Annotated in this window: 14 protein-coding genes and 3 pseudogenes; 6 read left to right on the top strand and 11 right to left on the bottom strand. The window is 71.7% G+C overall.

Features of this window, described 5'->3' with window-relative positions:
- Positions 1 to 74: 74 nt before the first annotated feature.
- Genes CRV15_RS02220 through hlmE form a run of 4 tightly spaced genes read right to left on the bottom strand, consistent with a single transcriptional unit; the run spans position 75 to position 6,971 of the window.
- Entirely contained in the window at positions 75 to 1,232 is a 1,158-nt protein-coding gene (locus CRV15_RS02220) for an acyl-CoA dehydrogenase family protein (RefSeq protein ID WP_003955867.1), read from the bottom strand.
- Positions 1,211 to 2,014: a thioesterase II family protein gene (locus CRV15_RS02215; RefSeq protein ID WP_003955868.1), complete on the bottom strand. Its 804-nt coding sequence runs from the start codon at positions 2,012 to 2,014 to the stop codon at positions 1,211 to 1,213. The genes CRV15_RS02220 and CRV15_RS02215 overlap by 22 nt, the downstream gene beginning before the upstream one ends.
- Positions 2,011 to 3,684, bottom strand: a complete 1,674-nt coding sequence (locus CRV15_RS02210) for a GMC family oxidoreductase (protein ID WP_003962524.1) — start codon at positions 3,682 to 3,684, stop codon at positions 2,011 to 2,013. Before CRV15_RS02210 ends, CRV15_RS02215 begins: the two co-directional genes overlap by 4 nt.
- Positions 3,681 to 6,971, bottom strand: coding sequence for a holomycin non-ribosomal peptide synthetase HlmE (gene hlmE / locus CRV15_RS02205; RefSeq protein WP_003962525.1), 3,291 nt, complete (start codon positions 6,969 to 6,971; stop codon positions 3,681 to 3,683). Before hlmE ends, CRV15_RS02210 begins: the two co-directional genes overlap by 4 nt.
- Positions 6,972 to 7,134: 163 nt before the next feature.
- On the opposite strand from hlmE, the gene CRV15_RS02200 reads away from it, so the two are divergent.
- Positions 7,135 to 7,740: a flavoprotein gene (locus CRV15_RS02200; RefSeq protein WP_003955871.1), complete on the top strand. Its 606-nt coding sequence runs from the start codon at positions 7,135 to 7,137 to the stop codon at positions 7,738 to 7,740.
- Positions 7,740 to 8,204 (top strand): group II truncated hemoglobin, encoded by a 465-nt coding sequence (locus CRV15_RS02195; RefSeq protein WP_003955872.1) that lies wholly within the window; start codon positions 7,740 to 7,742, stop codon positions 8,202 to 8,204. Before CRV15_RS02200 ends, CRV15_RS02195 begins: the two co-directional genes overlap by 1 nt.
- Positions 8,205 to 8,273: 69 nt before the next feature.
- Here the strand turns inward: CRV15_RS02195 and CRV15_RS02190 are convergent, their stop codons facing one another.
- Together CRV15_RS02190 and CRV15_RS02185 are read right to left on the bottom strand one after the other, a co-directional pair.
- Positions 8,274 to 9,746: an MFS transporter gene (locus CRV15_RS02190; protein WP_003962526.1), complete on the bottom strand. Its 1,473-nt coding sequence runs from the start codon at positions 9,744 to 9,746 to the stop codon at positions 8,274 to 8,276.
- Between the two features lie 65 nt (positions 9,747 to 9,811).
- Positions 9,812 to 10,789, bottom strand: a complete 978-nt coding sequence (locus CRV15_RS02185) for an NAD(P)/FAD-dependent oxidoreductase (RefSeq protein WP_009998020.1) — start codon at positions 10,787 to 10,789, stop codon at positions 9,812 to 9,814.
- Between the two features lie 128 nt (positions 10,790 to 10,917).
- Between CRV15_RS02185 and CRV15_RS02180 the strand changes: the two genes are divergently transcribed.
- Positions 10,918 to 11,517 carry a helix-turn-helix domain-containing protein gene (locus CRV15_RS02180; RefSeq protein WP_003955875.1) on the top strand — a complete coding sequence of 200 codons (600 nt, stop codon included), beginning with the start codon at positions 10,918 to 10,920 and terminating at the stop codon, positions 11,515 to 11,517.
- On the opposite strand, the gene CRV15_RS02175 is transcribed toward CRV15_RS02180, so the two are convergent.
- Together CRV15_RS02175 and CRV15_RS02170 are read right to left on the bottom strand one after the other, a co-directional pair.
- A complete protein-coding gene (locus tag CRV15_RS02175; RefSeq protein WP_003962528.1) occupies positions 11,441 to 12,211 on the bottom strand; it encodes a thioesterase II family protein in 771 nt (256 codons plus the stop codon). The genes CRV15_RS02180 and CRV15_RS02175 overlap by 77 nt on opposite strands.
- Positions 12,211 to 13,524: a condensation domain-containing protein gene (locus CRV15_RS02170; protein WP_009998022.1), complete on the bottom strand. Its 1,314-nt coding sequence runs from the start codon at positions 13,522 to 13,524 to the stop codon at positions 12,211 to 12,213. The genes CRV15_RS02175 and CRV15_RS02170 overlap by 1 nt, the downstream gene beginning before the upstream one ends.
- A 297-nt stretch (positions 13,525 to 13,821) precedes the next feature.
- On the opposite strand from CRV15_RS02170, the gene CRV15_RS02165 reads away from it, so the two are divergent.
- Entirely contained in the window at positions 13,822 to 16,617 is a 2,796-nt protein-coding gene (locus CRV15_RS02165) for a BREX system ATP-binding domain-containing protein (protein WP_003962529.1), read from the top strand.
- A 214-nt stretch (positions 16,618 to 16,831) separates the two neighbouring features.
- Here CRV15_RS02165 and CRV15_RS02155 read toward each other — a convergent pair.
- Positions 16,832 to 17,568 (bottom strand): annotated as a pseudogene (locus tag CRV15_RS02155) (2OG-Fe(II) oxygenase).
- A 194-nt stretch (positions 17,569 to 17,762) separates the two neighbouring features.
- Between CRV15_RS02155 and CRV15_RS36525 the strand changes: the two are divergent.
- Both CRV15_RS36525 and CRV15_RS02135 read left to right on the top strand, forming a co-directional pair.
- A pseudogene (locus tag CRV15_RS36525) lies at positions 17,763 to 18,115 on the top strand (SPDY domain-containing protein).
- Positions 18,116 to 18,510: 395 nt separating this feature from the next.
- Positions 18,511 to 18,630, top strand: a pseudogene (locus CRV15_RS02135) (IS5/IS1182 family transposase); the annotation flags it as partial.
- 462 nt (positions 18,631 to 19,092) lie between these two features.
- Here CRV15_RS02135 and CRV15_RS37345 read toward each other — a convergent pair.
- Both CRV15_RS37345 and CRV15_RS02110 read right to left on the bottom strand, forming a co-directional pair.
- Entirely contained in the window at positions 19,093 to 20,223 is a 1,131-nt protein-coding gene (locus CRV15_RS37345) for a hypothetical protein (RefSeq protein WP_009998029.1), read from the bottom strand.
- A gap of 800 nt (positions 20,224 to 21,023) precedes the next feature.
- Positions 21,024 to 21,464 (bottom strand): hypothetical protein, encoded by a 441-nt coding sequence (locus CRV15_RS02110; protein ID WP_003955886.1) that lies wholly within the window; start codon positions 21,462 to 21,464, stop codon positions 21,024 to 21,026.
- Positions 21,465 to 21,503: the final 39 nt, after the last annotated feature.

Here is a 21,503-nt window from a genome sequence, read left to right as displayed (position 1 = left end):
GGTCCCTTCTGGTCCGGCCGGGCCCGAACGGTCTCGCCGGGCCGGGCCGGGTGTACGGAGGTTGGGGGCGGCGCTCACAGGCCGAGGGATCGCCCGATCATTTCCTTCATGATCTCGGTGGTGCCGCCGTAGATCGTCTGGACCCTGCTGTTGGCCCACTCCCGGGAGATCGGGCTCTCTTTCAGGTAGCCGTAGCCGCCGTGCAGTTGGACCGCCCGATTGGAGATCTCCACCTGGAGTTCCGTGGTCCACCATTTGGCCTTCGCCGCATCGGCGGCCGACAGCCGGCCCGCGTTGATCTGCGTGACGCAGTGGTCGAGGAAGACCCGGGCGATGGTGACTTCGGTGTCCATCGTCGCCAGCTGGAACCGGTTGTGCTGGAAGCTCCCGATGGCCTGGCCGAACGCGTGGCGTTGCCGCGCGTAGGCCAGGGCGTCCTCCAGCATCTGTTCGCAGGCGGCGACCGCGACCGTGGCAATGCTCAGCCGTTCGCGCGGCAGCCCGGTCATGAGGTAGGCCATGCCGGCGTGCTCCTTGCCGACCAGGTTGTCGGCGGGAACTCGGCAGCCGTCGAAGAACAGCTCGCAGGTGTCGCTGGCGTTCCAGCCGAGCTTCTCCAGCCGGTTCCCCCGGGCGAAGCCTGCGGTTCCCCGCTCCACGACGAACAGGCTCAGGCCCTGTCCGCCGCGCTGCGGTGCGGTGCGCGCCGCCACCAGGACGAGGTCGGCGTTCTCGCCATTGGTGATGAAGACCTTCTGGCCGTTCAGGACGTAGTGGTCCCCGTCCCGGACGGCGGTGGTGCGGATGTCGGCCACATTGGATCCGGCGTCAGGTTCGCTGATCGCGATGGCTGCGACGAGTTCGCCGGAGCAGAGTCCGGGCAGCCAGCGCCGCCGCTGCTCCGGCGTCGTACGGACGGCGAGGTAGGAAGCCACGACGTCGTTGTGGGCGACGAAGCCGGGCACGGTGACCCGTGCCCTGATGAGTTCCTCCGTGAAGACGGCCGGGTACCGGAAGTCGGGCTCGCCCCCGCCGCCGTACTCGGTCGGCGCGTCCATGCCGAGGAGCCCGGCGGCACCGGCCTTCCGCCACAGCTCGCGGTCGACGATCCCCTCCTTCTCCCACCGGTCGTGGTGAGGAACGGCCTCGCGTTCCAGGAACGTACGGACCATCTTCCGGAAGTCCTCGTGGTCCGCACCGTAGTGCGAGGTCACCTCGGGCCGCTCACGCATGTCAGCGATTCCCCTTCCCGGCCCGGTCGCCCTTCGGGGGCCCGGGCCGTGCCGTCGACTGCCAGAGCGAGAGCCCGCTCGGGTTGGAGTACCGCCGCGAAGTGGCCACCGGGGATCTCGACGCGGTGACTGGGTGCGGTGCTGTGCTCCGCCCAGCCGGCCATCTGGGCGGGTGTCACATGGAGGTCGTCCCGTGCGGCGAGCAGGACCAGCGGGTGGTCGACGCGCAGCGTGGACGCCTCCCGGCCGAACTGACAGCGGATCTCCTCGTCCTCCCGCATCATCCGGACCAGGAGCCGCGTCATCGTGGTGTTGGACAGCAGCGCGGAGGCGGTGCCGCCGTCGGCGACCATCTTGGCCAGCAGCGCTTCGTCGTCGAGGTCGCCGATGACGGTCTCGGGCTGGAGCCGGGGAGGCAGCGCCGCCGAGAGCACGGACCGCTCGGGGCGCTCGCCGAGTCTCCGCGCGACCGTCGCGGCCACCGACAGACTGAGCGTCGCACCGAAGCTGTGGCCGAAGGAGGCCCAGCGCAGCCCGGGCCGCTCCGCGCGGGCCGCCCGCAGATCGGCCGCCACCTGGTCGGCCATGGCGGCGACCAGCTCCGGGTAATGGGTGACGCGGGCGTCCCGGGCCCGGGGACCGCGTCCCGGCTGATCGACGCCGACGATCTCCAAGGGCACGCCCTGGGGTGCCCGCCAGCCCCGGTACACCAGGGAACTGGCGCCGGCGTGCGGAAAACAGTAGAGCCGGACCGGGGTCTTCGGGGGTGTCGCGCGGCTCATGCCGGTGCTCCTTCCTTGAACGCGGCGACGATGTCGTCACCGATGCGTTCGGCGAGCATCAGCGTGGTCAGGTTGGTGGGGACGCTCGGCACCGAGGGGAAGACGGAGGCGTCGACCACGCGCAGCCCTTCGAGGCCGTGCACCCGGCCGCGCTGGTCGACCACGGACATCCGGTCCGACGGCGGCCCCATGCGGGCCGAACCGACCGCGTGCCAGCCGGGGTTCATGATGTTGCGCACCCCGTTGCGCAGCACGGCCTCGTTGCCGATCATCCGGTCGGTCCAGAACTGCGTCCGCTCCAGGCGCTCGGCGATGCCGGGCGCCCGCAGGATGCCCCAGGCCTTGCGCACGCCGTGCATGAGGCGCTCCACGTCCCGCTCGACCGTGCCCATGCCCAGCTCGATCACGGGCGGGGTGTCCGGGTCGGCGCTCTCGGCGAAGACCCGGCCCCGCGACTCCGGGCGCATCAGCATGACCGACAGGCCCACCGCCATCGGCGAGCCGAGGCGGTCGACGAACCCGGGGATCGTCGTGGACTCCACGTTGTTGAGGAGCCCCACTTGGACGTCGACGTCGTCGTCGTAACCGCTGGACATCCGCGCCGCGATCTGCCGCCACGGCATGCCGGGCTTGCACACCCCCGGCCCGGGCAGGGACCAGATGACCACCGAGGGGTGGTCCGCGAGGTTCTCGCCCACCCCGGGCAGGTCGGCGACGACGGGCACACCGAGGGCGGCCGCCAGCCGGGCATCGCCGACGCCGGACCGCTGGAGGACGACCGGTGTGCCGACCGCGCCCGCGCACAGGATCACGTTCCGGGCCCGCACCGCGGTGCGGTGGCCGTCGTCGTCCACCAGGACCGCGCCGACGGCGCGCCGCCCCTCGAAGAGCACCCGGGTCACCCGGCAGCCGGTGCGCAGCTCCAGTTCGGGCAGTTTGCGTACGTCGGTGAGGTAGGCGGTCGCCGCGTCGACGCGCTCGCCGTCGACGGAGTTGGCCGGCACCGGGCCGACTCCGCGCTCGCCGCCGCCGTTCAGGTCGGGCAGGTCCTCGACGCCCATCCGCAGACACGCGGCACGGAACGCGACCTCCAGCTCGTGCAGGTCGGCGGGGCCGGGCCGGCGGACGGGTATCGCTCCGTGGTCGCCGTGCGCCGCGTCGCCGGGGTGGTCCGCGTCGTTCTCGATCCGGCGGTAGTACGGCAGGACCTGGTCCCAGCTCCAGTCGGGGTTGCCGCGCGCCACCCAGGTGTCGAAGTCCCTGCGCAGCGGGCGCATCGCGATCGCCCCGTTCACCGCGGACGAGCCGCCGACGACCTTGCCCAGCTGGTAGGGGAAGCGGGTCCACAGGGCACGGCTGCGCCCCGCGTCGGCGGTGGATCCGGACGCGCCGCCGACGCCCACGAGTTCGTCCCACCGGGTGCTGGAGCGGAGGTTGGCCCGGTGGTCCCAGTTGAAGCCTTCCAGGATGAGGCGGTTGGCGTCCCGGAGGGGGTTGGTCTCCGCGCCGCCTTCCGGCTGCTCCCCGCCCGCCTCCACCAGCAGCACGCGTGCCCCGGCGGAGACCAGGCGGGCGGCGGTGACCGATCCCGCGGAGCCCGCACCGACCACCAGGTGGTCCCAGAGGATGCCGCCGGTGGCGTCCGTGAGGCCGTGCGCCGTTCCGCTCATGCGCCGGCCTCCTCGAAGGGCCGGACGACCTCGGTGAAGTCCGCGATCGTCGCGTTCATGAACAGCCCCTCGATGACCTGCTGTTCGGCATTCTCGTCGATGCCGAAGTCGGCGCGCAGCCGGGCGATGATCCGTACGGCGTGCAGCGAGTCGCCGCCCACGTCGAAGAAGCCGTCCTCGACGCCGAACTCGCTGTGCCCCAGCAGCTCCGCCCACAGCGCGAACAGTCGCTCCTCGACGGTGCCGCGCGGCGCGGTCCGGCCCTGGGCCACGTCGCCGTCGCTCCAGGGCAGCGCCAGCGCGTCCCGGTCGATCTTCCCGTTCGCGGTCAGCGGGAGTGCGTCTCGCGTCAGATAGTGCGAGGGCACCATGTAGCCGGGCAGCACCGCCTCCATCGCGGTGCGCAGGGCCACCGGTTCGAGGACCGCCGGGTCGTCGCCGACCAGGTGGGCGGTCAGCTGCCGCTGTCCGGTACGGGGGTGGGCCGGGGCGGTGACCATCACCTGCCGCATGCCCGGCAGCCGGCCCAGAGCGGCCTCGATCTCGCCGAGTTCGACCCGATAGCCGTTGATCTTCACCTGGAAATCCTCACGGCCGAGGATCTCGATGTCCCCGCCGGGCAGGTACCGGCCGAGGTCACCGGTCCGGTAGAGCCGTTCGCCGGTCACCGGGTGTTCGATGAACCGCTCGGCCGTGCGTACCGGGTCGCTCCAGTAGCCCTGGGCCACGCCGACGCCGCCGATGTAGATGTCGCCCGTCACTCCTCGCGGGGACGGTTCCAGCCAGGTGTTGAGGACGTGCAGGGTCTGGTTGGCGAGCGGTTTGCCGTACGGAATGCTCGTCCAGTCGGCCGGAACCTCCCCGATCGGGTAGCACACCGACCAGATCGACCCCTCGGTCGCCCCGCCCAGGCTGATCGTCCGCATGCCCGGGACGCGCCGACGGATCTGGCCGGGCAGCGCGACGGGGATCCAGTCGCCGCTCAGCAGAGCCAGCCGCAGGCTCCCGCCGTGCCCGGCGCCGTCCTGTTCGGCCAGGTCGGCCAGGGACTCGGTCCACAGACGCATCGGGGCGGGCACGCTGTTCCAGACGGTGACCCCGTGCCGGTCCAGCAGCTCCGTCCAGTGGGCGACGTCGTTGCCGCGCCCGGCGGAGGGGACAACCACGCAGCCGCCCGCGCCCAGGATCCCGAAGACGTCGTAGACGGAGAGGTCGAACCCGGCCGGGGCGAGTGCCAGGACCCGGTCCCGCTCGTTCACCTCGAAGCGGGCGTTGATGTCCTGCACGGTGTTCGCGGCGCTGCGGTGCGAGATCATCACCCCCTTCGGTTCGCCCGTGGAGCCGGACGTGAAGATCACGTACGCGAGGTCGTCGACGCTCTGCCGGCTCTCCAGCGGTCCGGTGCCGCACCGCAGCGTCGCCGGGTCGTCGGGGGTGACGACCTGGATGCCGCCGGGCCAGCTGAGGGATGCGCCCAGTTCCACCTCGGTGACGACGGCCCTGGCCCGACATCGATGCAGCAGGGAGTGGCGGCGCTCCTCGGGCAGTTCCGGGTCGATGGCGACGTACGCGGCTCCCGCGTGCAGAACGCCCAGCAGGGCGGCGATCTGCGCGGCGCCCGGCCGCATGGAGACGGCGACGAGAGTGTCCGGTTCCGCGCAGCCCTCCGCGCGGAGCCGTCGGGCGATCCGGTGCGCGTTCTCCTGGAGCGTCCGGTAGGTGACCTCGGTCCCGTCGGTGATCACGGCGACGGCGTCGGGGCGTCGGAGGGCGGCTTCGTGTACCAGCTCGTGGAGGCGCCGCGGCGGGATGTCGGTGGCGGTCGCGTTGGCCGCGCGGCGCTCGGCGAGTTCGGCCGCGGGCAGGGGTACGGCGCCACCGGCGGTCTCCCAGGCGCTCTCGTCGTCGGTGAGCCGGTCCAGCAGGGCCAGGTAGGCGTGGAACATGGCGTCGAGCGTGTCGGGGGCGAACAGCCCGTCGACCGCGTTCCAGTTGACGGTGAGGGCGCCGTTCTCCTCGAAGACCTGGTTCTCCAGCCAGACCTGGGGGGTCTGGCTCGCGCTGTGCGCCAGTTCGCCGAAGACGCTCAGCGGGTCGCCCTTGGCGTCGCCCTCGTCGCCGTCGAGGGTGCTGGTGAAGACCACCGGCATGGACACGTTGCGCCCATCGCCCTGACGTCGGGTCAGTTCACGCAGGACTTGCACTCCTCCGTACGCGGAGTGCTCCAGGTCGGCGAGCAGCCGGTTCTGCACCCGAGCAGCCCGGCGCCCGAACGTCTCGTCGGATCGGCCGTCGACGGTGAGCAGGTTCGGGGAGAGGAAGTTGCCCACGACGCCGTTGGTCTCCGGGTGCAGCGGCAGCCGCTTGAACAGAGTGAGGGTGAGGGTGAACTCCTGCCGCCGCGACCAGGTCCGCAGCACCTCGGCGTAGGCCGCGAGCAGCAGGTTGGAGGGGGTGAGTCCGTGCCGGCGGGCAGTGGCCGACAGGGCGGCCCACCGGTCCTGGGGCAGGACGGCCCGGTGCAGGACGAAGGAGGGCGGGCCGATCTGCTCGGGGGCGGTGGCCAGAGGCAGGTCGGGCGCCGGGGGGATCTCGTCGAGGCGCGCCGTCCAGTAGTCGGCGGCGCGGCGGCCGGCCGGGCCGTCGCGGAGCTCTCGCTCGGCGAGGACGTGGTCGCGGAAGGTGTGGTCGAGCGGGGCGGGGGACCAGGCGGGGTCGTCGTAGAAGCGCCGCCACTCCGCGAGGACGAGCAGGAGGCTGCGGACGTCGACGAAGAGCAGGTCGACGCTGACGTGCAGCCGGGTGCGCCGGTCGGGGAGGTGCGTGGCCCGGATGTCGAAGGGCGGCCAACGGTCGCTGGGCAGGACCTGGTTCTCCAGCTCGGCGCGGATGCGTGCCAGCGCCTCGTCCCGTTCGGCATCGGACACCTCGCGCAGGTCGGTGACGGCGATGGCGTACGGGGGCGTCTCGGCCAGGACCCGCTGGGCTCCGTCGGCGTCGGTCACCGCACGGAGCATGTCGTGGCGTTCCACGACCCGGCCGAGGGCGGTGGTGAGGCGGGGGACGTCCAGGGCAGGCCCGTCGAACTCGAAGAAGTAGTGGCTGGACACACCGCCGAGCTCCAGGCCCTTGTGGCGGCCGATCAGGTATCCGTGCTGGATATCGGTCAGCGGGAACGCGTCATGACGTTCCGCAGGGCGCGATTCGGCCCCGGGCAGGGTCTGCGGGTGACTGTTCAGCGACTCGGCAACAAGGTCTTCCATGAATTCCACGCCTCTCTTCACCATGTGCGTCGAACAACCCCGATACCGTGTCGGATCGCCGCACGAAGCATCAATACGGTGCCACCGCAGAACTGACCGAAGGACCCCTTCGGTACCACCGAATGGTCAAGAGGCGCGGAACACAACGGTGTTGACCGGGTCATGAATTCCCCCTCATCATTTCGCCATGGAAAATCCGATCCCCTCTCCTTCCGGAGGAAAACGCATACTCGTCGCCGCCACCGGTTCCATTGCGACGCCGTCGCTGCCGTCGTATCTCGGCACCCTGCGGGCACGTCTGGACGTCACCTGCACCGTGCTGCTCACGCCGGCCGCCACTTCGTTCCTGTCGCCGCAGACGGCGGCGCTTTTCGCGGAGCGGGTGGTCAGCGGCGAGTCGCCGGACGACTGGCCGACCGACAAACCGTCCCGGCTGGCGGCCGACCACGACATCCTGCTGGTGCTGCCGGCGACGGCGAACACGCTTGCCATGGCCGCCACGGGGGCCGCCCCCAACCGCCTCGGCACAGTGATCCTCGCTGCGGACTCCCCCGTGGCGTTCTTCCCGGTCATGGGCGCGCGCATGTGGGAGAAGCCGACTGTGCGGCGCAATGTCGCGCAGCTGCGGGAGGACGGCTGTGTGGTGCCGGAGCCCGTCTGGCACGAGGGTTTCGACCCCGGAACGGGCAACCGCTCCAGCCATCCGTCGCTGCCCTCGCCCGAGCAGGTGGCCAAGCTCGTCGCCGAACTGCTGGCCACATCGGAGAACCACCGACGAACGGAGGTGTCGTGATGGCGGAGGACATTCCGACGATGTACGAATGGGTCGGTGGCGCAAAAACGCTGGAACGGCTCACCGAAGAGTTCTACCGGCGAGTACGCAAGGATGAACTCCTGGCCCCGCTCTTCCAGTACATGACGGATGACCACCCTCAGCACGTGGCGACCTGGCTCGGCGAGGTCTTCGGGGGGCCCGCGACCTACACCGAAGAACTCGGCGGGTTCCGGCGCATGCTGAAGAGCCATCGTGGCCGGGCTATCCAGCCGGAACAGCGGCAGCGCTGGGTGACGTTGATGCTGGAGGCCGCCGACGAAGTCGGACTGCCTTCCGACTCGGAGTTCAGGTCGGCATTCGTCGCGTATATCGAATGGGGTTCCCGCCGGGCCATGGCGAATTCCCAGCCCGACGCGCAGCCCTCGCGGCGGGAGACCGTTCCGGTCTGGGGCTGGGGCGAGTCCCCGCCCGGCAAGGCCTGACCGCATGCCGGGCGTGCCGTCCCCCGGGGACGGCACGCCCGCAGTGCGTCGTGGGTCGGTCAGGGCCGCCTAGTCCGGGCGCCGCACCACCGCGGCCCCCGCGAGCGCGGCGACCAGGTAGACAACGGCTCCGGCGCCGAACGCCCAGGCGTAGCCGACGACCACATCGGCCTGGGCCGCGGCCACCGCCATCAGAGCGGCCAGGCCCACCGTGGGCCCCAGTTCCATAGCGGTGTTCATCACCCCGCCCGCCAGTCCGGCCTGGTGGGCGGGGACGTTCGTGGTGGTCAGCACGGCGGAGCCGGAGAAGATGAAGGACGTGCCCGCCGCCAGCAGAACCGCGCCCGGCATCAGCCCGAGGGCGAAGGAAGTGCCGGGGCCGATGCCGGTGAGCAGCGCCAGCCCGACGGCGCCGGCCACCAGCCCGGCGATGGTGACGGCTCCCGGGCCGTACCGGCCGACCGCCCGCCCGGCCAGCTGGTTGGCGATGATCAGGGCCAGGGTGAAGGGAACGAACGCGCCGGTCGTGGCCAGGGTGGACCAGTCCTGCTGCTGCTGGAGGTAGAGGGAGAGCAGGAAGGTCACCAGGCCGGTGCCCGCCGCTGCCAGCAGGATACCGACGAGGCCCACCAGCCGACGGGGCTCCATGGTGAAGCCGGGCGGCAGGAGCGGATCCCGTACGTGCCGTTCGACCATCAGGAACAGGACAAGCAGGACGGCCCCGATCGCGAGGGGTACGAGGACGTGGGGCGAGCTCCACGGGTGCTCACCGCTGAGGATGAGGCCGTAGCTGCCGATCGAGATACCCAGGGTGGCGAGGAGTGCCCCTGCCGGGTCGAGACCCTGCGGGGCGGCCGAGGCGTCGGCGGGGTCGGCCGGGAGCAGCCGGCGGGTCAGCAGAAGCGCGATCGCGGCGACGAGCACGGGAACAGCGAACATCCAGCGCCAGGAGACCCAGGTGGTGACGGCGCCCGAAGTCAGCGTGCCGACCGCGGCGCCGAGGACGGACACACCGCCCCAGCTCGCCATGGCCCGGCCGAAGGCCGCGGGCTCGCGGAAGACGGCGCGCAGTACGGCGAGCGCCGCCGGTGCGGTGAGCGCCGCGCCCAGGCCCTGACTGAACCGTACGGCGACCAGCGCCTCGAATGAGGGGGCCCAGGCCGCCGCCGCGGACGCGAGGCCGAACAGCACGAGGCCCAGCACGAACATCGGGCGGCCGCCGTACCGGTCGGCGAGCCGGCCGCCGAACAGCAGCAGACCGCTGTAGGGAAGCCCGTACGCCGCGTTGACCAGGACCAGGTCCGCGGCGCTCAGGCCGAATTCCCGGCCGATCGCGGGCAGCGGCACCGCGATCAGGGTGATGGTGAAGATCAGCGTGGCCTGGACGACGGCGAGCATCACGAACGCCAGCCCGGCCGGGGACCCGGTGTCCTTGCCGGGGGCTCGGTGCCCACCCCCGGGGCCGTCGCCGGAGCCCACCGGTCCGGCCGCCGGTGTTCTCGGGGGCAGCTTGGGTTCGGTCAGCGGCTTGGTGGGGTCCATCGCAGCTCTCTCCTCTGGGGCCCGTCGGGCGTCGGTAACTTGGTGGACATGTCTGTTCGGTCCCGTCAGGCAACGGTCCGGGCAGCCGCCCGGACGGCCGACGCGACGTCCTCGTCGACCAGTTGGTGGTTGAGCGCAAACGCGGCGGCGGATCCCATACCGGCCGAACTGACCACCAGGGCACGGGGATCGACGACGTTGCCGACCGCCCACACGCCGGGCACGCTGGTGAGGCCGGAGCGGTCGGTCGCGATCCACCCGTCGGCTCCGCGCTCGCAGCCCAGCGCGGTCAGGAGTCCGTCGCGCGGCACCATGCGCGGTACGACGAAGACCGTGCTGCGGGCGACGCCGCTGTCCTCGGCGAGTTCGACCCCGCGCAGCCGGTCGTCCTCGACCACGAGCCGCTTGACGGTCCCCTCGATGACGGGCACCTGCCGCGCCGAGAGGGCCCTGCGGTCGTCGTCGGTCAGCTCCAACCCGTGCCGGAACAGCACGACGTCGTCGGACCACTGGCGCAACAGCAGGGCGTGCCGGACCGCGCCGGGGCTGGTCCCGAGAACGCCGAGCGGCTGGTCGCTGACCTCGTAACCATGGCAGTACGGGCAGTGGAGCAGATCCTTCCCCCACCGCTCACGGACGCCGGGGATGTCCGGGAGTTCGTCGCGCAGGCCGGTCGCCACGACCACCCGGCGGGTGCTCAGGGCCACGCCGCCGACGAGGCGGACGGTGAAGCGCGGCGCGTCGTCCTCGCCCTCGCGCTCCACGTCGTCGACCTCACCCCGTATGAACTCCGCCCCGTATCCGGACACTTCGGCTCGGCCGGTCTCCAGGAGCGCGCTCGGCGCCATCCCGTCGCGGGACAGGAAGCCCTGCATGTGCGCGGAGGGCGCGTTGCGCGGCGCTCCCGAGTCCACGAGGACCACCCGGCGGCGCGCCCGGGCCAGGACCAGCGCGGCATTGAGGCCGCCGGCCCCGGCACCGATCACGACGACGTCGATGCCACCCTCGTGCGTGAAGCCGTTCCGCGATCCGTTCTCGGACATGTCCGCCCCTCTCGTTTCACTTTTCCTGCCGTGCCTGCTCCCGAGCGCAGCACGCACAGGGTGCGTTCGCCGCCCGCCACGGGCCAACGTTTGTTGCCGTTTTCGCAACGGCCCGGTGGAATGGACGTATGAAGCAATCACCTGCCATCTCCCAGGTCCTCGACGAGGTGGGCCCCCGGTTGCGCTGGCTGCGCACGCAGCGCGGGGTGTCGCTGACCGCGATCGCCGAGGCGACCGGAATCTCCAAGAGCACGCTGTCCCGGCTGGAGTCGGGTCAGCGCCGGCCGAGCCTGGAGCTGTTGCTGCCGATCGCCCAGGCCCACCAGGTCCCCTTGGACGAGCTGGTGGGCGCTCCGGAGGTCGGCGATCCGCGAATCAGGACCTCGCCCCGGAGCGTCAACGGCAACACGGTGCTGCCGCTGACCCGCCAGCCCGGTCCACTCCAGGCGTTCAAGATGGTGCTGCCCGCCACCCGGAAGACGCCCGACCTGTGCAACCACGAGGGATACGAGTGGCTGTACGTCCTCTCCGGCACGCTCCGGCTGCTGCTGGCCGACCACGATCTGACGCTGGGTCCGGGTGAGGCGGCCGAGTTCGACACCCGGCTGCCGCACTGGTTCGGCACCACCGGGGAGGGACCCGTCGAGGTGCTCAGCCTCTTCGGCCGGCAAGGGGAGCGTATGCACGTACGGGCCCGCCCCCGGGACGGAAGCCACCCGTCCCGTTGAGGTCCGTGGCGAGCATGTCGGTCACCTGCTCCCCCGCCGTGTGCGGGAACAGATGGCCCCCGGGGAACATCCGCACCTGGCAGTGCCGCCGGGTGTGCGCCCTCCAGCCCGCGAGCCGCGCCCGGTCCGCCGACGCGTCACCCCGGCCGCCGAGGGCGGTGACCGGGCAGTGCAGCACGTCCTCGGCGCGCGCCCGGTATGCCTCGGCGATGGCGAAGTCCGCCCGCATCAGCGGCAGTAGCCTGCCGATCGCCTCCGGATCGGCGAAGGTCCTGCGGGCGGATCCGTAGAGTTCCCGCACCCGGGCGAGGAACGGCTCGTGCGGCAGTCGGCTCAGCTCGTCCATCCCGGCCCCCGCGCGGGGCGCCCCCTGCCCCGACACGTAGAGCCGCTCGGCGACCCGGTCGTGGCGCCACTCCAGGCGGGCCGCGATCTCGTACGCCAGCAGCGCGCCGAGCCCGTGCCCGAACAGGGCGAACGGCCGATCGCAGAAACGGGTCACGAAGGCGGTCAGGTCCCGCAGGAGGGCTTCGGTCCCGGCCACCGGGCGCTCGTGGGCCCGGGAGCCCCGGCCCGGCAGCTCGACCGGGGTGACCACGATCGACGGGGCCAGCTTCCGCGCCCAGGCCTCGTACATCCGGGCCGAGGCCCCGGCGTACGGCAGACAGAACAGGCGTACCGACAGGTCCGTCATCACGCGCCCGCCCCGAGTTCGGCCACGGTGGTCCGGGGGGACGCGCCGGCGAGGGCGCCCACCAGGTCCCGCAGCTGGGCCGTGAGCCGCTCGGCCGTGGAGCGGGAGGTGCGGGTCCGGTCGTAGGTGAGGCGCACCGGCAGGTCCTGTCCGGGCCGGAGGCGCAGGGCCAGGGCGTGGTGCGGGCGGGCGTCGTCGTGCGCGGCGGTGACCTTGAGGCCCAGGTCGAGCAGGTCGGGGCGGGGCAGCTCCGCCTCACCGGCGAATACGGCGCTGTCCGCGGTCCCTGACCCGGGGACGCCGTGGTCCGACCCGACGGCGTCCGTCAGCCGGCCGCCGATTTCGTCCAGCCAGGACAGCAGGGGCCGGGGCATGTCCGGTACGGCCGGGAGCGTCACCGCGGTCTCCCTCGATCCGACGGCGTCCCAGGTCCCCGGCCGTCCGACGGGCCGTCGCGGGAGGACGGCCTCCCAGGCCGGGCGGCCTCCGGCTCCGGTGGGCCGCAGCATCAGCCAGGCGGCGTGCAGCACGGCGGCGGGGACGATCCCGTGTGTCCGGCACATGCGGCGTACGGCGGCGGCCGAAGCGCCCAGGTCCAGATCCACGGCGTCGAAGGGGGTGGCGTGGTGGGGTGGCCGCTCGTCGTCCGGCATCAGCAGGAAGTGCCGTGCCGGCACGAGGGCCCGCGCCGACAGGTCGGGGTCCGGAACAGGCGTGCTCCCGGCTCGGGACCTCGGGGTTCTGGCCGGGACGGGCCGGGCGGTCAGTCCGTCCGGGTATCGGGGTGCCGTCGCCGGCTTCGGACATCGGCCCGCGAGCAACGCCCGGTAGGCTGCGAACAGTTCGGTGACGACAGTGGCGGCCGACCACTGGTCGACCACCGGGCGGGAGAAGCGCCAGGCAGGGGTCCACTCCTGTTCGCCGCACCGCACCAGCAGGGTCCGGCTCAACGGGGTGCCATCCAGCGGGAGTCCGTGGGCCCGTTCGCGGTCCAGCCGCTCGCGCAGCATGGCCCCCCGTACAGGCTCCCGGGTGGCTCTCCAGTCCACCGCCCGCCACACCGGCCGACCATCCGACCGGTAGGCGGCGGAGCCGTCCGCGTGGTCCCGTACCCCGGCGCGCAGCGCGGAAGGACGGCACGCCAGCTCCCGCCATGCCTCGGCGAGCACGTACGGATGGAGAGTGCCGGTGAGGCCGATCACCACGTGATCGACGCACACCCCGGTGCCGGGCCGCCGACGCACTTGCGCGAGCAGCCCGGCCTGGAAGGGGGAAAGGTGTTCCGTGCCTGGCTCTTCGGTCTTCGTGGACATGCGCTGCCACCCTTTCGGTTCGCCGGGACGACTACGACCTCCGGGGTGACGGACACCGACCGTGCCAGGCCCCCGCACGGCCCGGCCGACCGTACCCGTGCGGAATGACCGCTCCTCAATACGGTGGATCCGCAGAATCGACCGAAGGGACATCTCGCGCTCGACAACCGTGTGCGACCGCGCGACGTGTTAGCGTCCGGACAGTACGCGTGCAGCACTCACCCAACTCGGCCCAAAATGCTGGAAAGGGTGGTCTCCAGGCGCTCATCTTTACTGTCGAACAGGGGGATATAATTGATGTCAAGGGAGTTGTTCGGACGGAATAAGGAATTCCGGATCATCGAGGAGATGCTCGACTCCGCGTTGGCGGGCGAAGGAGCCTCCGCCCTGATGGAGGGCATCATCGGGACCGGGAAGACCACGCTGCTCCGATGGTCGGAGGAGCAGGCCCGGCAGCGGGGCATGCTGGTGCTTTCAGCCACCGCCGCCCCTACGGAACGCCGCTTTTCGATGGGTATCGTTCATCAGCTGTTCAGCTGTCTGGAAAATGCGGGAGTCCCCTCGGCCCCACCCGGACAGGGCGCGCCGCATCCGGCACCGGTCGACCCGCAATATCTGCATCTCTCCGATCTGTACAAGGTAATAAGTGCGACATCGGAGCGCATCCCGATTCTGGTGACGATCGATTGCATTCAGTGCGTCGATCGGGATTCTCTCTTATGGCTGGGATTCCTCTTGCGTCGGATCGAAAACATTCGGGTGGTGTTGCTGGCGAGCCGGCGCCGGGGAGAACCAGCCAGCGACCAGCACCTTCTGGTCGAATTCATGGAGAGCATCCGTCCGGATCGGCATCTGCATCTGGAGGACCTCAGCCCGAGTACCGCGTCCCGTCTGGTCGAGGCCCTCGGCAGCTGCGTCCCGGGTCCCGCGGAGACTCTCATCGCGGACAGCGGCGGCAATCCGTATCTGCTGACCCAGCAGATACTGGCCACCCCCAGCGCGGAGCAGTCGGGCGACGGAGATCGGCGCGACTCCGCGGCGGACCTCCCGATAAGACTCCGGGCGGTCAAGGACCGCGTGTTGTGCCTGCTGCGCCGACTGGACCTCGACGGTCTGCGCGTCGCGCACGCCGCCAGCGTCGTCGGCGGCTCGGCGATGAACGCCGAACTCATCGGAGAACTCTGTTCCTTGTCCGTGGAGGATGCGTCACGCAGCCTGGAGCAGCTGGCCGAGTGCGGCATCCTGCACCCGACGAGCCTGACATTCCGCCACCCCATCATCGCGCGGCTCCTCTACCTCGACATCCCGCGCTCGCACCGTGCCGTGCTGCACCAGCAGACCGCCCGGTGTCTGCACAACCGCAGGTTCGCCCCCGCCGACATCACCCCGCACCTCGTGCAGGCGGCCACCCTGGACGAACCGTGGATGGCCACCCTGCTGCTGGACGCGGCGGAGGAGCTGCTGCCGGGGGACGCGCCCACGGCTCTCCAGCACATCGAGACAGTGGAGCGTCACGGCGTCCCGGAGCAGCTGGCCTTGCGCATCGCCGAACTGCGGGTGCGAACCCTCCTCGAACTGGACCTCCCCGGATCCGTACCGGCGCAGTACGCGCTGCTCGGGCTCAGTTCGGGGCACCGGGAGCTGGCCGCGCGTGCGCACCGGCTGGCCGACACCCTGATCCGCCTCGGCAGGCCGCAGGAGGCCCGTCAGGTGCTCAACGGCGCCCAGTCGGTGCGGGACAAGGGCACGGCCGCGGCGGCCCGGCTGAGCCGGCACCTGGCCCACATCTGTATGGACGACGGCGCGTGCGCCGGCGCCCCGCGCGGGCTTGAGCGTCTGGAGAGCGTCATGCTGCGCCGTATCGGGAACGGCGAGTCGGCCTCCGCCGCGCGCCGGCTCTGCCGCATGTGCCTCGCCACGCCCCGCACCCCCTACGGTTCGCCTTCCTGGTACTACGCGCTGCTGGGGCTGATCTGGGCGGGGGACTTCGACGAGGCGCAGAGTCACATCGACACGGAGGTGCGGCTCGCGGTCCAGGAGGGCGCGGCGACCCGCATCGCCGAAGCCCGGTCCGTCCGCGCCCTGCTGCACATGCACCGGGGCCTGCTCACGGAGGCGGGGCACGACGCCCGGCTGGCACTCACCGCACTGCGGCGGATCGGCGCGGACGCCCATCACATGGGCGCCCTGGCCCGCAGCGTGCTGATCGATGTGGCCGTGGAGAAGGACCAGCTCGCCGAGGCGAGCGAACTGCTGGACGTCCAGGTGCCGCCGGCCGGGCAGCCCGCCGCCTGGTGGCATCTGCACCTCGCCCACAGCGCCGCCCGCGCTCTGGGCCGGTTGGGTCACACGCGACAGGCCCTGGCTCTCGTCACCTACTGCGAGCGGGAGCTGGGCCGCCGGGGGATCAGCAACCCGGCGGTGCTGCCGTGGCGTTCGACCAAGGCGCTGATCTGTGCCGGTCTGGGCAATCTGCCCGACGCCCGGCGGCTGGCCCAGCAGGAGGCCGACCTCGCCCTGCGCTGGGGCGCACCGTTCGCCCAGGGCAGGGCGCTGCTCGCGCTGGCCGCCGTGTCTCCCGTGGGTGACGTGCTGCGGCTCACCCGTCGCGCGGTCGACCTCCTCGACGCGGAGGAGGCTCCGTTGCTGTACGCGCAGTCGCTGTACGCGACGGGGCACGCCTATCAGCAGGACGGATCCACCGTCCGAGCCCGCGAGTTGCTGCACCGGGCCAACGAGGTGAGCATCGCTCTGGGCGCGGACGGACTGGTGGAGCTGGTGCAGAAGGCGCTGCGTGACGCGGGCGGCCGGCCGGACCCCCGCAAGGTGTCCGCGGAGGCGCTGTTGACGCCTTCGGAGCGTCAGGTCGCCAAGCTGGCCTCGCAGGGTATGAGCAATCGGGACATCGCCCGGTTGCTCCACGTGAGCCTGCGCAACGTCGAATCGCATCTCACACACTGCTACCGCAAGCTCCGGATCAGCGGCCGGGGCGAGCTGAGCCGGTTCCTGCCGGCCGATGACGGCGAGGCGGGCCCAACGCTCCTGCATCCTCACGCCGCCGCGGGCTACCACCGCCACCGGCAGTCCGCCTGACTCCGGGCGGCCGGTGAGGGTGTTCCCGGCAGGCGTATGAACCCGTCGTGCCGGACGCCCCAGGCGGTTCCGTACGCGGTGGAGTGGGCGAGACGCCGCACCGGCTGCGCGACGCCCAGCGGGGCCCCGCCGGCACCCATGCGTCGGGGCTCCGGGCCGTCAGACGGCTCGCGGGCCGCAGCCCGCGAGGACGCGTCCCGCCCATGGCGGCCGGTCATTTCGCGTCGTGGAAGACGAGGCCGAGCGTGTGCCGGGCGCCGGAGCGGACCGTGCTCACTCCGTGCCGCATGGGCCCCGCGGACCAGCCGCGCCGGGAGGCGACGGGCCGGTCCCAGGTGGTGAAGACCAGCGCGTGCCCCTGCTCCAGGGTGGTGGACGCCTACGGGACTGGGCACGCGGCCGCTGCTCGGTCATCAGGAACTCGCCGCCGGTGAAGTCGCGCCCGGGGGCGTCCAGGCCGACGACGACCTGGAGCGGGAAGACCAGCTCGCCGAAGACGTCCTGGTGCAGCGCGTTCCAGTCCCCTGGGCCGTAACGCAGCAGGATCTCCGCGGACTTGTCCTGTCCGGCCGCGTGGCACCGTGCGATCCACTCCTCCAGCGAGTCCGGCCACGGCGCGTCCCGGCCGAGCTTGTCGGCCCACGCGCGGGCGATCGGCAACAGCAGCGGGTAGAACGCCTCGCGCAGCTCCCGCACGGGCGCGGGCAGCTCATGGGTGAAATAGCGATACCGGCCGGAACCGAAGCGGTAGCGGGCCATGTCGATCGTGGCCCGGAAGCGCTCGTCGTCGCCGTACAGGGCGGCGATCCCACGGCACACCTCGGGGGTGAGGAGCCGCCCGACGGGGGCGCTGCCGTGTTCGTCCAGTTCCGCAGCGAGGGCGGTCCGGTCGATGGCCGCGACGCGGTCGGTGAGCGTGCTGGGCCGGTGCGGGTGCGTGCTGCGCGTCATGTTCCTTCTCCGGTGAGGGGGTCCGGACCGTGGGCGACCCTCTCCGTCGAATGTAATTCGGGGCATTCTGTCCATATTTTCAGTAATTCGCCGGGGGCAGACAGGGAAGACCGCGAAAGGACTGGTGCACGCGGGCGGGGGCATGCCAACGTGGACAACTCGCAGGGAAATAGCAGGTCAGAGAGGTGATCGTGTTGACTGCCGATCTTTCCCCGCCCGGATTCTCCACCACCGTCGAGGCGCTGCGGCTGCGTTCACGGCAGCTCGGGCCCGGCCAGCCGATGCTCGTGATCGACCAGTTCGCCGACGCCGACTTCAAACTGCTCGTGGACGACGCGCCGATGTCCACATCAACTCCAGTGACGGGCGTTTGTACCTCGGCTGGTTTCCCACGGGGCGGCCGGGCACGGACGGGGAGGGCTGGAAACTCGCCGTGACCGGGACCGCCCAGGTCCCCGGCTACCACGTGTCGTTCGATACCGATACCCCCGCCCAGGTCGTCGCGGTGGCCGTGGCCGCCGTCCTGGGACTTTCCCGCCCCCGGTGAACCCACCCGGCCGCACCGTGCACTCCGGAGCGGGAGGGTCCGTTCTCCCCCGCCGCATATGCCTCCCCCGCTCCGGTGCCTTCCGGCTCCCGTACATAAGAAGGACCCCGTGGAACCACAGAACCCCGATACGCCGGAGCTGACGGTCGGCGAGCTGATCGGCCGGCTGTCCGCCCTGGACCAGACGGCGACCGTGCGGCCGGCGGTCAACCCCTTGTTTCCGATGGCTCACCGCGTGAGCGGTGTGATGGCTGCCCGGGATGAGGCGGGCCGACCGCTGGTCCTCCTCGCCGACGGCGACCAGACGGGCCACGTCCCCCCTGACGTCGCGATCCGGCTGACCTGGCACGAGCCGACTGCCGCACCCCCGCGCCCGGCGCAGGGCGGCCCGCCCCTGGCTGCACCAGTTCAAGCGACTCCGCATCCGCTACGAACGACGCGCCGACCTCCACCTGGGCCTGCTCCAACTCGCCTGCAGCATTATCTGCCTCCGACGACTCCGAACCTCATTCTGAAACGATCAGCAAGTGATCTTGGGATGGGGGCGATGGAGCTGAGGCCGGTCAGCATGAAGTGCGGCATGGCGGAGGTCATGCCGTGTCTGGCGGTTGTCGAGGCGGATGTGCAGGGCCTGGTCGAGGCATCCCCTGGACGGCTGCACCCTCGGACCCACCGGCCTGCACACTCCCTCCCCGGACCGCCTCCCCGCCCGCCCCTGGCCAAAGCCCCCACCCCCGAACACGCCCCGCCCCGCCACAGGATGATCCGGGAAGTCCGCAGCCTCCTGCTGCGTCTCGCCACGGCACGCGCCAGCCGCGATCCCGCCCGAACCCGCGCTCTGATCAGGGAACGCGACGACCTGCTGCGCCGCCCGAGCCAGGGCCCGGGACGGGGCAGGTGGAGCGGTGGGCGTGAGGCGGACGGTGAAGGGCCACAGCCGTATCCGCAGAGCACCGACACCAGGCACTCCTGCGGGGCTACCAGGAGACGATCACCAGCCCCGGGGAGCCGGAGCCGCCGTGGGAGCCGGGGGCGCCGTTGACACCCGGACGGGCGGCGACGAGGGTCCGCTCGTTCTGGGTGTTGCGGTAGACGGAGCTGCCGGAGCTGCCGGCACCGCCACGGCCGCCGGAGCCGCCGGGGCCGCCCCCGGCGCGGACATTGGCCGGGACGGTGAAGACCGTCCCGTCCGCGAGCGTCACCGAGGACACGGCCGGGGAAGTGCCCCCGGCTCCGGCGGTGCCCGCTGCCCCTCCGTCGCCGCCCGAGGTGAACTCACCCGTCCCGCCGGCCGCCCCGGCGGTGCCGGGTGTGCCGTTGCCGCCGCCGGTGAGGACCGGGGGAGGGTTCTTGGGCAGACAGTAGGTGTCGCCCCCGCCCCCCGGGGTGCCGCCGTGTCCTCCGGCGCCGGGCCTGCCGTCCCCGCCCAGGGTGTCGCCGAAGGGGTCGTCGATGGGGTTCGTGCCGGCCTTGTTTCCGCGCTGCCCCAGCCCGCCGCCTCCGGGAGCCCCGCCGCCCGTACCGCCACCGGCCCTGGCCAGATCGGCCGGATTCGGGCCGAAGACGGTGGACGTGGCGATGAACCGGGAGTCCCCGCCGCCGGTGCCTCCCGTCCCGGCGGTTCCCGCGGTCGCCGGGACGGAGGGCGAGGTGAGAGAGCCGAGGGGCCCGCCCGCTCCGGCCGCCCCGCCGGCGCCTCCCGCTCCGGCGCCACCCACCACCACAGAGAGGTTTCTGGGCACGGTCAGCAGCTGGTATCTGCCGAGATGACACTCCACGAACGCCCCCGCGCCACCCCCCGCGCCGGCCCCGCCGGCCCCTCCGCCGCCACCACCTCCGGCGCCTCCCCCTCCTCCGCCACCACCGCCACCACCGGCGCCTCCCGCGCTGCCGCCCCACAGATACACGGTGGCATTCTCGACGCCTTCCGGCCGTGTCCAGGTATGGGTACCGGCGTCCGAGAACACGACATGCCCGTGTTCCACCGCCCGCTCCTTCCCGGGCTCCGCGCCCGCCGGGGCCGCGAGCGCGGAGAGGACGACGACCCCGCAGGCCACGGCGAGCAGCCGCCGGCCGCCGGATCCGCTCGGGGGAAGGGGAAGGTTCATGACGCCACTCCTGGTCTGGTGTGAGGGGACCGGTCCCGTGCCGCTGAAGACACGCACGACATGGCGGTTGCTATCCCCGCACAGTGGATCAACACGCCGAAGGCGCGTGAATCACTCACTCGCCGCAACCGGTATGCCCCCAGTGGCCGAAGGTGCCGGGAGATGGAGCGACAAGCCCGCGGGCCCCGGCCCGGACTCGCAGGGCAGGGCGTGCGCCTGGGCCATCGCCTCGGGACGGTCGAAGGTGCGGGGGCCGGTACGGGACCCGGGCCGGCCGCAGACGGAGGTGCCGTACTGGTGCGTTTTGAACCAGAGGGCGGCAGGGCTGACCGAGGTCGTCCACTTCCCGCCTGTCGGCGTACGGGCCTTCACGTGTACGCCGACAACAGCGGTCGGGGTCCGCGTCAGCCGGATTCGCCGTCCGGGTCCGGCGGGCCGTGTGGTCAGCAGTTGGTGACGGTGCCGGTGGAGACGGGGTCGATGGTGCAGGTGTTGGTGCCGCCATCGCCGTCGACGCTGCCGGAGTTGCCGGAGTTGCCGGTGTTTTCGCCGAGAACACCGAGGACGGTGCGGGGGTTGCCAGTGCCGACGCACGCACGACTGGTACGGCCAACTGGACGAGCCTGTCGGCCTCGCCCCCGAGATCAGCAGCCGGGGGTCTTCGACCGCTCCGCCGAAGAAGGGCCTGTCCGGTCCCCGTTGTCGCCCGGGTAGCACTGACGTGGCACCAGGAGCGCCGCACATGCGGCAGGGGCGTCTGCCGTGTGCGCTCCGCCGAATCCCCGCCGTCGGCTCCCTGCCTATGAGGTCGTGTACAGGAGGCGGACGTAGTCCCCGTCGGCGCCTTCGTTGAGGTCCTGGTCAATGCTGAACCAGGGAGGCTGGGGCGTGGACCCGGCCTGTCCGGCGTGGACCCGCAGCCCGGTCAGCGGGCCGCCCGCGATCGGATCGCGGGTGAAGAGCGCCCAAATGGCTTTTCTGTGCTTGCCGGTGTTCTTGTTGAGGTCGGTGTCGATCGGTTGGTATCCGGACGGCGGCGTCGGCTTGTCGCCCACGGAGAACTGGATGTCGGTGATGGCCTTCTTCCGGTCGCTGCTGGTGGCGTAGGCGAAGTACAGATAATCGCCATGGGCACCGCTGTTGAGGTCGACCCAGATCTTGGTATAGCCCGTGGGGGGTACCGTGTCGGACCCATCCGGCTTGGTCCCATCCAGGACTGTCAGATCGCTGATGTACGTCATACCAACTCCATTTCACGGCAGGTCGGCACGGGTGATCGC

Source organism: Streptomyces clavuligerus, from assembly GCF_005519465.1.
GTDB lineage: Bacteria > Actinomycetota > Actinomycetes > Streptomycetales > Streptomycetaceae > Streptomyces > Streptomyces clavuligerus.
This window is presented reverse-complemented; position numbering and strand designations above follow the sequence as displayed.

Bases quoted from the DNA above. Each gene is read 5' to 3' on its own strand.
- CRV15_RS02210 (WP_003962524.1), bottom strand. From the start codon at position 3,684: ATGAGCGGAACGGCGCACGGCCTCACGGACGCCACCGGCGGCATCCTC.
- CRV15_RS02180 (WP_003955875.1), top strand. From the start codon at position 10,918: ATGAAGCAATCACCTGCCATCTCCCAGGTCCTCGACGAGGTGGGCCCC.
- CRV15_RS02185 (WP_009998020.1), bottom strand. From the start codon at position 10,789: ATGTCCGAGAACGGATCGCGGAACGGCTTCACGCACGAGGGTGGCATC.
- CRV15_RS02165 (WP_003962529.1), top strand. From the start codon at position 13,822: ATGTCAAGGGAGTTGTTCGGACGGAATAAGGAATTCCGGATCATCGAG.
- CRV15_RS02190 (WP_003962526.1), bottom strand. From the start codon at position 9,746: ATGGACCCCACCAAGCCGCTGACCGAACCCAAGCTGCCCCCGAGAACA.
- CRV15_RS02220 (WP_003955867.1), bottom strand. From the start codon at position 1,232: ATGCGTGAGCGGCCCGAGGTGACCTCGCACTACGGTGCGGACCACGAG.
- CRV15_RS02175 (WP_003962528.1), bottom strand. From the start codon at position 12,211: ATGACGGACCTGTCGGTACGCCTGTTCTGTCTGCCGTACGCCGGGGCC.
- CRV15_RS02110 (WP_003955886.1), bottom strand. From the start codon at position 21,464: ATGACGTACATCAGCGATCTGACAGTCCTGGATGGGACCAAGCCGGAT.
- CRV15_RS02200 (WP_003955871.1), top strand. From the start codon at position 7,135: ATGGAAAATCCGATCCCCTCTCCTTCCGGAGGAAAACGCATACTCGTC.
- CRV15_RS02195 (WP_003955872.1), top strand. From the start codon at position 7,740: ATGGCGGAGGACATTCCGACGATGTACGAATGGGTCGGTGGCGCAAAA.
- CRV15_RS37345 (WP_009998029.1), bottom strand. From the start codon at position 20,223: ATGAACCTTCCCCTTCCCCCGAGCGGATCCGGCGGCCGGCGGCTGCTC.
- CRV15_RS02215 (WP_003955868.1), bottom strand. From the start codon at position 2,014: ATGAGCCGCGCGACACCCCCGAAGACCCCGGTCCGGCTCTACTGTTTT.
- hlmE (WP_003962525.1), bottom strand. From the start codon at position 6,971: ATGGTGAAGAGAGGCGTGGAATTCATGGAAGACCTTGTTGCCGAGTCG.
- CRV15_RS02170 (WP_009998022.1), bottom strand. From the start codon at position 13,524: ATGTCCACGAAGACCGAAGAGCCAGGCACGGAACACCTTTCCCCCTTC.